This is a genomic window from Streptomyces sp. NPDC046727, from assembly GCF_040645635.1.
GTDB lineage: Bacteria > Actinomycetota > Actinomycetes > Streptomycetales > Streptomycetaceae > Streptomyces.
This window is the reverse complement of record NZ_JBEYYR010000029.1, coordinates 106386-119582: the sequence shown is the minus strand read 5'-3', so window position 1 is coordinate 119582 and position 13197 is coordinate 106386. Positions and strand designations below refer to the sequence as shown.

At 71.7% G+C, this 13197-nt stretch carries 11 protein-coding genes and 1 pseudogene; 1 reads left to right on the top strand and 11 read right to left on the bottom strand.

The features are described from left to right. Positions 1-332: 332 nt before the first annotated feature. Positions 333-413 (bottom strand): putative leader peptide, encoded by an 81-nt coding sequence (locus ABZ937_RS30075; RefSeq protein ID WP_361696469.1) that lies wholly within the window; start codon positions 411-413, stop codon positions 333-335. Positions 414-617: 204 nt separating this feature from the next. On the opposite strand from ABZ937_RS30075, the gene ABZ937_RS30070 reads away from it, so the two are divergent. Then, a complete protein-coding gene (locus ABZ937_RS30070) occupies positions 618-1391 on the top strand; it encodes a winged helix-turn-helix domain-containing protein (protein ID WP_361696458.1) in 774 nt (257 codons plus the stop codon). 355 nt (positions 1392-1746) lie between these two features. On the opposite strand, the gene ABZ937_RS30065 is transcribed toward ABZ937_RS30070, so the two are convergent. From ABZ937_RS30065 to ABZ937_RS30020, 10 genes and pseudogenes are all read right to left on the bottom strand, one after another. Then, entirely contained in the window at positions 1747-3216 is a 1470-nt protein-coding gene (locus tag ABZ937_RS30065; protein ID WP_361696457.1) for an MFS transporter, read from the bottom strand. Then, a complete protein-coding gene (locus ABZ937_RS30060; RefSeq protein ID WP_361696456.1) occupies positions 3217-4542 on the bottom strand; it encodes an LLM class flavin-dependent oxidoreductase in 1326 nt (441 codons plus the stop codon). It lies immediately after the preceding gene. Then, positions 4539-5885: an LLM class flavin-dependent oxidoreductase gene (locus ABZ937_RS30055; RefSeq protein WP_361696455.1), complete on the bottom strand. Its 1347-nt coding sequence runs from the start codon at positions 5883-5885 to the stop codon at positions 4539-4541. The genes ABZ937_RS30060 and ABZ937_RS30055 overlap by 4 nt, the downstream gene beginning before the upstream one ends. Before the next feature lie 13 nt (positions 5886-5898). Then, positions 5899-6675, bottom strand: coding sequence for an ATP-binding cassette domain-containing protein (locus ABZ937_RS30050; protein ID WP_361696453.1), 777 nt, complete (start codon positions 6673-6675; stop codon positions 5899-5901). Continuing rightward, a complete protein-coding gene (locus tag ABZ937_RS30045) occupies positions 6672-7460 on the bottom strand; it encodes an ABC transporter ATP-binding protein (protein ID WP_361696452.1) in 789 nt (262 codons plus the stop codon). The genes ABZ937_RS30050 and ABZ937_RS30045 overlap by 4 nt, the downstream gene beginning before the upstream one ends. Next, a complete protein-coding gene (locus ABZ937_RS30040; protein WP_361696451.1) occupies positions 7457-8299 on the bottom strand; it encodes an ABC transporter permease in 843 nt (280 codons plus the stop codon). The genes ABZ937_RS30045 and ABZ937_RS30040 overlap by 4 nt, the downstream gene beginning before the upstream one ends. Next, positions 8296-9246: an ABC transporter permease gene (locus tag ABZ937_RS30035; RefSeq protein ID WP_361696450.1), complete on the bottom strand. Its 951-nt coding sequence runs from the start codon at positions 9244-9246 to the stop codon at positions 8296-8298. The genes ABZ937_RS30040 and ABZ937_RS30035 overlap by 4 nt, the downstream gene beginning before the upstream one ends. Before the next feature lie 7 nt (positions 9247-9253). Further along, positions 9254-10807, bottom strand: coding sequence for an ABC transporter substrate-binding protein (locus ABZ937_RS30030; RefSeq protein WP_361696449.1), 1554 nt, complete (start codon positions 10805-10807; stop codon positions 9254-9256). A 35-nt stretch (positions 10808-10842) separates the two neighbouring features. Next, a pseudogene (locus tag ABZ937_RS30025) lies at positions 10843-12139 on the bottom strand (PLP-dependent transferase). After that, a complete protein-coding gene (locus ABZ937_RS30020; RefSeq protein WP_361696448.1) occupies positions 12136-13161 on the bottom strand; it encodes a 2-oxoglutarate and iron-dependent oxygenase domain-containing protein in 1026 nt (341 codons plus the stop codon). Before ABZ937_RS30020 ends, ABZ937_RS30025 begins: the two are co-directional and overlap by 4 nt. Between the last annotated feature and the right edge of the window lie 36 nt (positions 13162-13197).

Here is a 13197-nt window from a genome sequence, read left to right as displayed (position 1 = left end):
CCCCGGCCGCCGCGTCGTCCCCTGCGCCCGGCGCGCAGGCCGCGAGCAGGGCGGCCAGGGCACCGCCGCCGGTCAGGGTGAGGAAGCCGCGGCGAGAGGGGCCGGCCGGCAGGACGTCCTGCCAGCGCTGGGGCAGTGCGTCGGCATCGGAAGCAGGCATGGGTTCTCCAAGGAACGACCGACGGCACGGCACAACCTGGGGGAGCTGCACGCGGGCGTGTGCGGTACAGGCGGAAAGCAGAAAGGTGACAGGTGAAGAGAAAGACGGAACGTGAGGAAGCGCGGGGCCGAGGACCGTCAGAGGGCCGGCGCGGTGCGCCCGGTCGGATACCTCAGCGCCGCGGACAGGCGCACGTGCCGACGCGCAGCAGATCCACGTGGATTCTCCTGGTCAGCAACGTGTTTGCGGTCACGACTCATTGATAACAGCGCGGCTCGGCGCCAGACAATGCGGGATCTGTTTCAGAATCGAGAAACTCTGCCGCAAAACTCCGCCCGTAGACTCCCCGGCATGACCGACTCCCGCCGCGCGCCCTCGCGTCTCGACGCCGACTGTCGCCGCCACGGTTGTGACGACCACCGGCCGTCTCCGAGGCACGACAAGGGAGTTGCTCGCGATGCAGTCACCGGCGTACATACGGCCCGATGGGCCTTCGGGCGGCACGCCTGACATCGGTCACTCGTCGATCGACGAGTTGCTGGCCCGCGCCCGCACCCGCCTGCGACGGCTGGCCCCCCAGGACGCGGCCCGCGAACTCGCGGACGGCGCCCTGCTGGTGGATGTCCGCGCGGACATGGTGCGGCGCGCCGAGGGCGAGGTCCCCGGCTCCCTCGTCATGGACCGGAACGTGCTGGAGTGGCGGCTGGACCCCTGCAGCGCCTGGCGCATCGAGGAGGCCGCCGACCATTCCCTGCGCGCGATCATCATGTGCTCGCAGGGGTACATGTCGAGCATGGCCGCCGCAGGCCTGCACGACCTCGGAATGGTGCGGGCCACCGACATCGTCGGCGGCTACGAGGCCTGGCGCGCCGCGGGCCTGCCGGTGGTGCCGGGCGGCACGATGCCCGGCTCCTACGTGGCCGCCGCGCCGTCCCCGATCAGCCTCGACCCGGGCGGCCAGCGCATGCTGGTGGACGGCGCCCCGGTCGCTCTGACCCCGCTGGAGTTCCGGCTGCTGACCGCCCTCCTGCGGGGCAACGGCCGGGTCGTCTCCCGCGAGGACCTGCGCTCGGGGCTGGGTGAATGGGCGGGGAGCCGCAGCCGCTCCGTCGACCTGCACATCCACCGCATCCGCCGCAAACTCGGCCCGCGTGCCGCGGCTCTGCTGACGACGGAACGGGGCGTCGGCTTCCGCCTGCGGGCGACACTGGCACCGGCCGACGACGGCTGACGGTACAGGTCGCGACCGCCGCGGCCGGAAGGCTGCCCTCCGCGCCGACTGCCTTCCCTTCCCCCCTCCGTCACGGGCTCGCATCGTCGGTGGTCCGCGGGTGGATCCGGCGCTGTCAGGTCCGCGGCCCGCAGCCGGTCTCCTCTCCGTACTCTCAGTCAGCCCGCCTGGCGGCACGTGGTGGCGGGTCCAGGTGTGCGCACAGGATCGGGCCCCGGTACGCGGTGCGGCGCCTCTGCGGTTCGGCGACCAGGGAAGGCGCGTAACAGGCGAATCAGGCGTAGGGAGCAAGGGCGTCGGCTCCCACTCCGCGTACCTCGCCGCCGCTGCCGTCGAGCGGGAGCGGCGCGGGTGGTCAGGTCGTCTCCTGGGTGCGGGGGACCGCGACGGTGTGGTGCGCCGACGCGGGTGCTGACGGGCCGGGTGGTGTTGCGGCGCGGCGCAGCAGCGACAGCAGCAGGGCGGCGGCGAGCAGGCCGGCGCAGACGCAGGAGGCCAGTGCGTACCCGGCCCGGGGGTGGCTGCCGCCCGACGGACCGGAAGCGGCATGCAGATACACCGCGGGGGCGGCGCTGAGGCAGACGGCCGCCGCGATGCGCTGGGCCATCTGCAGGATGCCGCCACCCACTCCCGCGGCCTCTGGCGGAGCGTGCTGCAACACCTGGGCCTGGTTGGGTGAGACGGTGAGCCCTCCGGCGACGCCGGACATCAGCTGCGTTCCCGCCAGAGCCACGGGCAGCACCGCCGTCGGCACATGGAGCGCGGCCACCGCCCCCGCCAGCGCGGCGCCGATGCCCAGGGTCAGGCCGACGGTCACCGTACGCGGCCCGATCCGCCGCACCAGCCGCCACGCGAAGGCCGAGGAGATGCCCATCCCGACTGCCCCGGGGAACGTGACCGCTGCCGTGAGCAGAGCGGACAGGCCGAGCCCGTCCTGCAGGAAGACGGTGAGCACGAGGAACGCGGCCAGTGAGGAGCCGAACTGGGCCATGGCGACGGCCGTGCCCAGCATGTATGGCTTCGACGAGGTCAGCGCCGGATGCACCGGCGGCGGACGGCCCCGTCGAACCCGCAGGCGTTGGTGCACGGCGAACACGGCTGCCAGCGCGCACACCGCAGTGCCCCACTGGAGCGCCACTCCCCCGCTGTCCGGGGTGCGGATGAAGGGCACCATCAGTGCCAGCGTGCAGCCGCAGAGCAGGGCGAGGCCGAGGACGTCCAGCCGGGAGTCGTGGGCGGTGCGCCGGGGCGGGGGCAACCAGCGGGCCGCGAGGGCCAGAGTGAGCACGGCGCACGGTGGGCTCAGCAACAGGCAGCACCGCCAGCCCGCCCCGGGGCCGAGCCCGGCGACGAGCGCACCGCCGAGTGGCGGGCCGAGGGCCGTGGACACGCCACCGGTGACCGCGTACATGCCCAGCGCACGGGCGCGGTCGACACCGTGGAAGACGTCCTGAATGGTGCCGATCACCTGTGAGTTGACGAGCCCGGCCGCCGCACCCTGCACCAGCCGGGCACCGATCAGGGTCCCCGGCCCGCCGCCGGTCGCGGCCGTCACCCCGGCCGCCAGGAAGACCGCCACCCCGGCCAGGAAGAGACGCTTGCGGCCGTGCAGGTCGCCCAGGCTGCCCCCGGGGACGAGCGCCAGGCCGAAGGCCAGCGAGTAACCGGCCACGATCCACTGGACGTCCGCCCCGGTGGCCCCGAGCGACTGGCGCATGCTCGGTACCGCGATGTTCAGGACGGCCTGGTCGAGCAGGGTGGTGGCGCCCGCGGCCATGCACACCAGCAGCACCCGTCGTGCGGCGCGGTCGTCTCCCGCGAGCATCTACGGCCGCCGGGACGGCCGCGGCAGGCCCAGGTGGTCGCGCAGCGTGCCGCCCGTGTAGTGGGTGCGGAACAGGCCGCGGCGGCGCAGCTCGGGGATCACGAGTTCGGCGAAGTCGTCCAGGGTGCCCGGCAGATACGGGAAGATCACGTTGAAGCCGTCGGCGGCGCGGCCGTGGAACCACTCCTCGATGTGGTCGGCGATCTGCTGGGGCGTGCCGGTGATGGTGCGGTCGTCGCTCGCGACGCGCCGGACGAGGTCGCGGATGGTGAGGTGGTCGCGACGGGCGTCCTCGTAGATCTGCTGCTGGGCGGTGTGCGACTGGTTGGAGACGGGGAGTTCGGGCAGCGGGCCGTCCAGCGGATAGGCGCTGAGGTCGAAGCCGCCGAGCCAGTAGGACAGGTCGGCCAACGCGACCTGTGGTGGCAGGAGTTCGGTGAGTCGGGCCAGCTTGTCGCGGGCCTCGGACTCGGTGGGGGCGGTGACGACGGACAGGGCCGGGAGGACCTTGAGGTGGTCCGGGTCGCGGCCGTGGGCGGCGGCGCGCTCCTTGATCTCCGCATAGAACTCCTGGGCCCGGCCGAGGTCCTTGATACCGGAGAAGATCACGTCGGCGATGCGGGCGGCGAGCTTCTTGCCCGCCTCGGAGGCGCCGGCCTGCACGATGACCGGGTGCCCCTGCGGCGGCCGGGCGATGTTGAGCGGCCCGGCGACCTTCAGGTGTTTGCCCTCGTGGTTCAGCGCGTGCAGCTTGGCGGGGTCGAAGTAGACGCCGCTCGCCTGGTCGTGGCGGAAGGCGTCGTCCTCGAAGGAGTCCCACAGCCCCGTCACCACGTCGTGGAACTCCTCGGCGCGATCGTAGCGGGTGGCGTGGTCGAGGTGGGTGTCGAGGCCGAAGTTCTGGGCCTCTCCGTCATTGAGGGACGTCACCACGTTCCAGCCGGCCCGGCCGCCGGAGATGTGGTCGAGGGAGGCGAAGGTGCGGGCCACGTGGTAGGGCTCGTTGTAACTGGTCGAGGCGGTCGCGATGAGGCCGATGCGGGAGGTGCCGGCGGCGAGCGCGGCCAGCAGCGTCGTCGGCTCGAAGGAGTCGTTGACCACGCTGACCCGGCTCAGGACGTCCTCGCTCGCGAACGGCACGCCGACGAGGTCGGCGAGGAACACCGCGTCGAAGGCGGCCCGTTCGGCGGTCCGCGCGAAGGAGAGGACCTCCCGGATGTTGACGCCCGCGTCCGCCTCCGTGTCCGGGTGCCGCCAGGCGGCGAGGTACTCCCCCGGCGGCTTGAGGAAGGCGTTGAGGTGCAGTTGTCCGGTGCGACGGCTCATCGTCCGGCCTCCTGGAGGTGTCGGTCACGGGCGACGGGACGCGGCAGCCCCAGGTTCTCGCGCAGGGTGGTGCCCTCGTACTCGGTGCGCAGCAGCCCCCGCTCCTGGAGCAGTGGCACGACATGGTCCACGAAGTTCTCGGCGGGTCCGGGCAGATAGGGGAAGGAGATGTTGAAGCCGTCGGCCGCGAAGGAGCGGAACCAGGTCTCGATGTGGTCGGCGATCTGCTCGGGCGTACCGGCGACGGCGGAGCCCGCGGCGAAACGGTGTGCGAGCTGACGTATCGTCAAGTTCTCGTCGTGGGCGAGCTTCAGCAGCAGATCGCGGCGCGATGTGCTGCGGTTGGTCTCGGGGATGTCCGGCAGCGGACCGTCCACCGGGTGGTCCGTCAGGTCGAGGTCACCGATGTTGTCCTGGACGAGACGCCGGGCGACGTCGTCGTGGATGAGGTCCTGAAGCTCGGCGAGGCGCCGCCGCGCCTCCGTCTCGGTGGGCGCGACGAGTGGGGACAGGCCCGGCCAGACCAGCACATGGGCGGGGTCGCGGCCATGGGCGGCCGCCTGCGCCTTGATGTCGGCGTAGAAGGCCTGCGCGGCGCCCAGTTCGTGCTGGGTCGTGAAGAGGACCTCCCCGTGGCGGGCCGCGAACTCCCGCCCGGTCTCGGAGGATCCGGCCTGGAAGACCACCGGGTGCCCTTGCGGCGGTCGTGAGATGTTCAGGGGGCCGCGGACGGCGAAGTGTTCGCCGCGGTGGTGCGGGGTGTGCAAACCGGCCGGGTCGTAGTAGCGGCCGGCCGCCTTGTCCCGTACGACCGCCTCGTCGTCGAAGCTGTCCCAGAGCGCCTTCACCACCTGCACGAACTCGTCCGCGCGGCGATAGCGCAGCTCGTGTTCGAGATGGCGGTCGTAACCGAAGTTCGCCGCCTCCAGCGGTACGACGGAGGTGACCACGTTCCAGCCCGCGCGGCCGCCCGAGATGTGGTCCAGGGAGGCGAACTTACGGGCGATGTGGAAGGGGTGGTTGTAGGTCGTGGTCGCCGTCGCCGCCAGGCCGATGTGCTCGGTCACCAGCGACAGCGCGGCCAGCAGCGTCAGCGGTTCGAAGTGCTCGGCGCGGCCGGTGCGGGACAGGGAATCGAGCTGATGCCCCCAGAGGGCGACGACATCGGCGACGAACAGTGCGTCGAACCGGCCGCGTTCGAGGGTGCGGGCGAGGTCGGCGTGGAAGGCGAAGTCGAGCTGTCCGTCGGGGCGGGCGTCCGGGTGCCGCCAGCCGGCGATGTGGCCGCCGGAGCCGTGGACGAGGGCCCCCAGGGTGAGCCGACGTGCGGTGGGTTCGGTCATGCGGTCCTCCCGGTCATGCGGGCAGCCGGGGTACGGCGGCCAACAGACGGCGTGTGTACGGGTGTTGGGGGTCGACCAGGACAGACGCGGCCGGACCTTGTTCGACGGCGCGGCCGTCCTTCATCACCAGCACGTCGGTACACAGACGCCGTACGACGCCGATGTCGTGGGAGACAAGCAGCAGCGTCAGCCCGTACGCCTCGGCGAGGTCGTCGAGGAGGGCAAGGATCTGGGCGCGCACCGAGACGTCGAGGGCGCTGAGCGGTTCGTCGCCGACGAGGACCTTCGGACCGGGGGCGAGGGCGCGTGCGAGGGCGATGCGTTGCCGCTGTCCGCCGGAGAACTCGTGCGGATACCGGCCGCGCACGGACGGGCCCAGGCCGACCGCGCGCAGCAGTTCGTCCACCCGGTCGTCGTGGTCGCCGGGCAGCCCAAGGCACTCCAGTGGCTCGGCGACGATGTCGCGGACAGTGGCACGCGGGTCGAGGGAGCCCATCGGGTCCTGCAGCACGACCTGCACCTCGCGCCGGAACCAGGGCAGCCTGCCCGGCTTCACCTCGCGCCCACGGTAGTGCACCGTTCCGGAGTCGGGCCGGTCCAGGGCGAGCAGGAGCCGAGCCAGGGTCGACTTGCCGGAGCCGGACTCCCCCACGATCCCGAGGCTGTCGCCTTCCCGCAGCTCCAGCGACACGTCCTGGACGGCGTGGCGGTGAACGGCAGGCGCGAACAGCGAGGTACGCGGCAACCGGAAGGTGCGGCTGAGGCCAGTGCCCTTCAGGAGCTGTGTCATCGAGTGACCTCCTCGGACCCAGTGGCACGGGCGGCCGCCACCAGCCGCTGCGTGTAGGGGTGTCGGGGAGTTCGTACGAGAGTGTCGGTGGCACCTTCCTCGACGAGCCGTCCGTCCTTGAGCACGGCGGCTCGTGAGCAGAGCTGGGCGACGACGGCGAGGTCGTGGCTGATGAACAGCAGGGAGGTGCCGCGCTGCTGGACCAGTTCGTCCAGGAGCTTGAGCATGTCGGCCTGGACGGTGACGTCGAGGGCGGTGGTGGGTTCGTCCGCGATGAGCAGGGCCGGGCGGGTGGCGAGGGCCATCGCGAGGCCGACGCGCTGGCGCTGGCCGCCGGAGAGCTGGTGTGGCCAGGAGCGGACGATGAGGTCCGGGTCCGGCAGGCCCACCTGTGCGGCGAGTTCGACGGCGGCGGCCCGGGCCTGGCGCCGGTTCAGCCCGCGGTGCAGCCGCAGGGGCTCGGCGAGCTGCTTCCCGATGCGCATCAGGGGGTTGAGGGCGCTCATGGGTTCCTGGAAGACCATGGCCATGCGCGCGCCGCGCAGCCGGGACAGTTCCCTGTCGCCGAGGCCGAGCAGTTCCTGGCCGCCGAGGCGGATGCTGCCGGTCGTCTGGGCGCCGTCCGGGAGGAGTCCCAGCACGGCGAGTGCGGTGAGGGACTTGCCGGAGCCGGACTCGCCGATCAGGGCGAGCCGTTCGCCAGGGTTCATCGACAGGGTCACCTCGTCGATGACGGTCGTCCCGGCGATCCGCACGCTCAGATCGGTGATCGTCAGCAGGCTCATGACGCCTCCCTCACGCGCAGGCGGGCGTCGGCCGCCTCGCGCAGCCCGTCGCCGAGCAGGTTGAACCCGAGCACGGAGGCGGCCACGGCGAGCCCCGGCCAGATGACGAGCAGCGGGCGGGCCGCGATGTACTGCTGCTGCTCGTGCAGCATGCGCCCCCAGGAGACCGCGGGCGCCGGCGCGCCGAACCCGAGGAACGACAGCGCCGCCTCGGCGAGCACCGCCACGGACAGCACCAGCGAGAGCTGCACGACCAGGGTGGGCGCGATGTTCGGCAGCAGGTGCTTGCGGACGGTGCGCCAGGTACCGGACCCGGCGGCGTGCGCGGCCAACACGTAGTCGGTGTTCAGCACCCGCCCCGCCTCGGCGCGGGCGACCCGGGCGAGGTTGACGCCCGCTCCGACGCCGACCGCGGTGACCACGGTCCAGGTGGAGCCGCCGTACACCGCGGTGAGGATCATCGCGATCAGCAGGACGGGGAAGGCGATCAGCACGTCCGTGAGCTGGACGACGGCAGCGCCGATCCAGCGCGGTACGAGCACCGCCGCCAGCGCCAGGGCGAGCCCCACGACAGCCGCGATCGCCGCGGCGAGCAGGGCTGTCAGCAGGGTGCCGCGCGCTCCGGCCAGCAGCTGGCTCAGCTCGTCGCGGCCCAGCCGGTCGGTGCCGAGCAGGTGGCCGCCGGAGAACGGCAGCAGCCAGCCGTCCTGCGGACGCGCGAGGGTGGGGTCGTACGGCGTCCAGACGAGGGAGACCAGGGCGGACAGGACGAGCAGGCCGACGAGGACCAGCCCGACCGAGCCGCTGCGGCTCTTCAGCAGCGCTCTGGAGACGGTCATACGGCGCTCCGCAGCCGAGGGTCGATCAGCCGGTGCGCGAGATCCACGAGGAACCCGATGACCAGCACCGCCCCCGTGAGCAGCAGGATCTCGCCCTGTACCTTGTCCAGGTCCCGGTTGCCGACGTCCGTGATCAGCATCTGGCCGACGCCCGGCAGCACGAAGACCTGTTCCACCACGACCGCCCCCGCGACCAGCGCCGCGATCTGCAGGCCGAGCACGGAGACCACGGGCACCGCCGCGTTGCGCAGCCCGTGCCGCACCAGCGCGCCGGTGCGCGTGTGGCCCTTGGCGCGGGCGGTGCGCAGCCAGTCCTGGTGCAGGACGTCCAGTACGGCGGAGCGCACGAACCGCAGCAGGACGGCGCCCTCGGAGAGGGCCAGGGTCAGCCAGGGCAGGACGAGGCTGCGCAGCGCCTGCCCCGGCTCGGCCCAGCCGTCCACGGGGAACCCCTGGGCGGGCAGCCAGCGGACCTGGACTGCGAACACGAGGACGAGCAGCAGCCCCACCCACAGGGTCGGCAACGCGATGCCGAGCTGCCCGAAGGCGTTGACCACGCCACCGAGCCGCCCGTCCCGGCGTACGGCGGCGAGGATGCCCAACGGCACGGCGAAGGCGAGCGCGAGGACGACCGCGCCGGCGGCCAGCGGTCCGGTCACCGCGAACTTCTCGGCGAGCTGCCCCGACACCGACGTACCGTCGAGGACGGACCGCCCGAAGTCGCCGGTGACGACTCCACCGATCCAGCTGCCGTACTGCGCGGCGAGCGGCCGGTCCAGGCCCAGGTCCTGGCGTACGGCCGCGATCTGGGCCGGTGTGGCCTTGATGCCGCCGATGGTCTGGGCGATGTCGCCGGGCAGCAGCCGTAGCACCAGGAAGATCAGCACGCTGGCGGCGAGCAGGGACACCACCAGCAGTGCGGCCCGGCGCACCACATACAGGGTCACGCGGGCCTCACTTCTTCTTCGCCACGGCGAGGTCCGCGAGGTCGTAACGGTTGCTGGTGAAGTTGCGCGGCACGCCGGTGACGCCGCTACGGACGACGGTGAGGGTCTGGTTGACGAACAGCCAGTCGGCGGCGGCGTCCTCGGCCACCTGCCGCGCCGCCTTCTTCAGGAGGGCGTCCCGCTCGGCGTCGCCGGTGGCGGTCTGGGCGGCGGCGTACCACTTCTGGACGTTCGCGTTGTCGTAGCCGAAGTAGTAGGCGGGGTTGGCGAAGTTGTTCAGGTCGCGGGCTTCTGCGTGGTCGACGAGGCTGAGCTGGTAGTCGTGCTTGGTGTAGACGGCGTCGAGCCAGGTCTGGAACTCCACTTCGCGCACGGTGAGTTGGATGCCCACCTGCTTGAACTCGGAGGCGAGGTAGTCGCCGATCTCCGTCGGGTAGATGTTGGGGATCTGGACGGTGAGCTTCAGGCCGCCGCCGTAACCGGCCTGCTGGAGCAGCTTCTTGGCGTCCTTCGGGTCGTGGGCGTCGATCGCGGTGAGGTCCTCGTAGCCGGGGTCGGTGGCCGGAATGGGGCCGCCGACCGGCTTGGCCGCGCCGCCGAGGGCCTTGATGAGACCGGCGTTGTCGATGGCCCGGCGGATGGCGCGCCGTACCCGCACGTCCTTGGTCGGGCCGGAGGCGTTGTTGAACGCGAGGGTGAACTTGTCGGTGGTGTCTCCGCGCAGGACGGTGTACTTGCTCTTGTCGGAGAACGGCTGGAGCAGGGACGCGTCCGCGGCGGTCTCGATGTCGGTCTGGCCCGTCTGCTGGGCGTTGTTGGCCGCGTTGTCGTCCTTGATGTAGTGGAAGACGACCTTGGCGACCTTGACCTTCTTCCCCCAGTAGGCGTCGTTGCGGACGAAGGTGATGGACGAGCCGCGCTTCCAGCCGGACAGCTTGAAGGGCCCGGTGCCGTTCTCGCTCCCGGCGAGGGAGGCGAAGTCCGTCCCCTTCTTGAAGACGACGCCCGCCCGGCCCGTCAGACCCCAGGTGAAGCCGGTGTCACGGTGTTTGAGCGTGACGACGACGGTGTGGTCGTCGGGGGCGGAGACGCTCTTGACCGAGGCGAGCGCCGCCGCGTCGGGGTTCTTCGAGCCCTTCGCGGTGACCTGTTGCAGGGACCAGACGGCGTCGGCCGCGGCGAGCTTGGCGCCGTCGTGGAAGGTGGCGTTGTCGGCGAGGTGGAAGGTGTAGGTGAGCCCGTCCGACGACGTCTCGTACGACGTGGCCAGGCTCGGCTCGATCTTGTTGTTCTCGTCGCGGGTCAGCAGGCCCTGGTAGACGTTGTCGAGCAGGATCTGGTCGAGGGCCGCGCCCGCCGTGGAGGCGATGTCGAGGCTGGTCGGCTCCAGGACGAGGCGTACGTCGACCGTGGCGCCGGTGTCGATGGCGGCGGGCTCGGCGGCCTGGCTGGTCTGTCCGGCGTTCGCGGGGTCGTCCGTCGAACCGGTGCCGCACGCCGTCGCGGCCAGGCCGGTCAGAACTGCGGTGGCGGCGAGCCGGAGGGCGGTGGTGCGGCGCATGGCGGATCGTGCTCCCTGGGTGCGTGCGGTGGGGTTCATACGGCGGCTGCCCGCAGGCCTGCTTCGAGGTCGGCGATCAGATCGCCGACGCCTTCCAGGCCGACCGACAGCCGCACCAGGCCGGGCGTGACCCCGGCCGCGGTCTGCTGACGGGCGTCCAGCTGGGCGTGGGTGGTAGGCGGGGTGGATGACGAGACTGCGTACGTCGCCGATGTTGGCGAGATGGCTGAACAGCCGGACCCCTTCGACGAACCGTCGGCCCGCCTCCAGGCCGCCTGCCAGTTCGAACGCGAGGACCGCGCCGGCGCCGCGCGGCAGGTACCGCTTGGCCGGCACGTGCCAGGGGCTGGAGGACAGTCCGGGGTAGTGCACCTGCGAGACCTGCGGCTGCTGCTCCAGCCACTCGGCGAGCGACTGGGCGTTGGAGACGTGCCGTTCGATGCGCAGGCTGAGCGTCTCCAGGCCCTGCAGAAGCAGGAAGCTGTTGAAGGGCGAGACGGCCGGCCCCAGATCCCGGACCAGCCGGGTGCGCAGCCGCAGCGCGTAGGCGAGGCCGAGGTCGGAGAAGGAGTCCCAGAACGACAGCCCGTTGTACGTCGGATCCGGGCGGGTCAGCCCCGGCCACCGGTCGGGATCGGCACCGAAGTCGAAGCGGCCGCTGTCCACGACGGCCCCGCCGATGCCGGTGCCGTGACCGGACAGGAACTTGGTGGTGGAGTGCACGACGATGTCGGCACCGTGGTCGAAGGGCCGTAGCAGGTACGGCGTGAGCACGGTGTTGTCGACGACGAGCGGCACGCCGATCTCATGGGCGATGCCGGCCACCGCCTCGGTGTCGAGGACGTTGCCGCGCGGGTTGCCGAGAGTCTCCCCGAAGAACGCCTTCGTGGTGGGGCGCACGGCCGTGTACCAGGCGCCTAGGTCGTCCGGGTCGTCGACGAAGGTGACGTCGATGCCGAGGTCGGCGAACGTGTGCTCCAGGAGGGTGCGGGTGCCGCCGTACAAGGACGAGGAGGCGACGATGTGGTCGCCCGCGCGCGCCAGGTTGAGCAGGGCGAGGCTCGTCGCGGCCTGTCCGCTGGCCACGGCGACCGCGGCCGTTCCGCCCTCCAGGGCGGCGATCCGCTCCTCGGCCACGGCGGTGGTCGGGTTCGACAGCCGCGTGTAGGCGTGGGTGGCCAGGTCGGCCAGTTCGAAGGCCGCGGCGGCGTGCCCGGTGTCCCGGAAGACGTAGCTGGTGGCCGGGTGGATCGGCACAGCTCGCGCGCCGGTGGCCGGGTCGGGTACCGCCCCGGCATGCACCTGCCGGGTCTCGAAGGCCCAGTTGCTCATCGGTTCTCTCGCTTCTCCAGTACGTCGGACCACCAGCGCTCGGCGACCCGTGGATGGGAGCGGAGCCAGCCGACGACCGCGTTCTCGCCGAAGGCCGCGAGCAGCGGGTTGTCCGGGTCGTCGGTGACGCCACGGCTCAGCGCCGCCAGTTCCGCAGGGAGGTTCAGCGGCTTGACGACCGCGTCGAGGCGCGGGCCGAGGAAGAAGGGGATCGAGTAGCGGTGCACGCCCGACTGCGGGCTGACGACCCGGTGTTGCGTGGCTTTCAGATAGCCCTGGGTGGCGATCTCCAGCATCTCGCCGATGTTGAACACGAAGGCGTCGGGTACCGGGACCGCGTCGATCCACTCGCCGTCCTCGCGCTGCACCTGGAGCCCGCCCACCTCGTCCTGCTGGAGCAGCGCGAGATAGCCGTAGTCCTTGTGCGCGCCCACACCCTGGTCGGCGTCCTCGGCGGCGCGCGGCGGATAGTGCACGATCTTCACGTGGACGGCCGCCTCGTCGTCGAACCACTGGTCGAAGTAGCCCTCGTCCTGTCCGAGCGCCGCCGCCAGGGCCCGCAGCACCTCACGGCTCACCCGGAGCGCCTCCGCCTGCCAGCGCAGCACGGTGTCCCTCAACTCCGGTAGTGCGGAGGGCCATTGGTTGGGGCCGATCAGGCGCAGGTAGTCGGGATCGTCCGGGCCGACATCGAGCGCCTTCCGTTCCGGCCCGATGTCGATCTGCTCCCGCCAGTCCGCGCTGCCCGCCGTGTACTCGGTTCCGGTGCGCGTATAGCCGCGGAACTGGGGCGAGTTGAGGTTCTCGATCTCCAGTCGCTGCTCCTCGGGCAGCGCGAAGAAGGTGCGGGCCGCGCTCAGCACCTCGTCGCGCAGTGGTGCGGGGACACCGTGCCCGGTGACGTAGAAGAAGCCGACTTCGTGTGCGGCGGAACGGAGTTCGGCGAGGAAGGCGTCACGGTCGGCGTCCGGGGCGCGGAAGCGGGAGATGTCGATGACCGGCAGGGCTGTGGGCTGGGCCATGGGGATTCCTTCGCGGCACGGCAGACCGGCTACGCA

What these genes read in the sequence shown, in the direction of transcription:
- ABZ937_RS30070 (WP_361696458.1), top strand. Translation starts at nt 618, where the DNA reads ATGCAGTCACCGGCGTACATACGGCCCGATGGGCCTTCGGGCGGCACG.
- ABZ937_RS30065 (WP_361696457.1), bottom strand. Translation starts at nt 3,216, where the DNA reads ATGCTCGCGGGAGACGACCGCGCCGCACGACGGGTGCTGCTGGTGTGC.
- ABZ937_RS30060 (WP_361696456.1), bottom strand. Translation starts at nt 4,542, where the DNA reads ATGAGCCGTCGCACCGGACAACTGCACCTCAACGCCTTCCTCAAGCCG.
- ABZ937_RS30055 (WP_361696455.1), bottom strand. Translation starts at nt 5,885, where the DNA reads ATGACCGAACCCACCGCACGTCGGCTCACCCTGGGGGCCCTCGTCCAC.
- ABZ937_RS30050 (WP_361696453.1), bottom strand. Translation starts at nt 6,675, where the DNA reads ATGACACAGCTCCTGAAGGGCACTGGCCTCAGCCGCACCTTCCGGTTG.
- ABZ937_RS30045 (WP_361696452.1), bottom strand. Translation starts at nt 7,460, where the DNA reads ATGAGCCTGCTGACGATCACCGATCTGAGCGTGCGGATCGCCGGGACG.
- ABZ937_RS30040 (WP_361696451.1), bottom strand. Translation starts at nt 8,299, where the DNA reads ATGACCGTCTCCAGAGCGCTGCTGAAGAGCCGCAGCGGCTCGGTCGGG.
- ABZ937_RS30030 (WP_361696449.1), bottom strand. Translation starts at nt 10,807, where the DNA reads ATGCGCCGCACCACCGCCCTCCGGCTCGCCGCCACCGCAGTTCTGACC.
- ABZ937_RS30020 (WP_361696448.1), bottom strand. Translation starts at nt 13,161, where the DNA reads ATGGCCCAGCCCACAGCCCTGCCGGTCATCGACATCTCCCGCTTCCGC.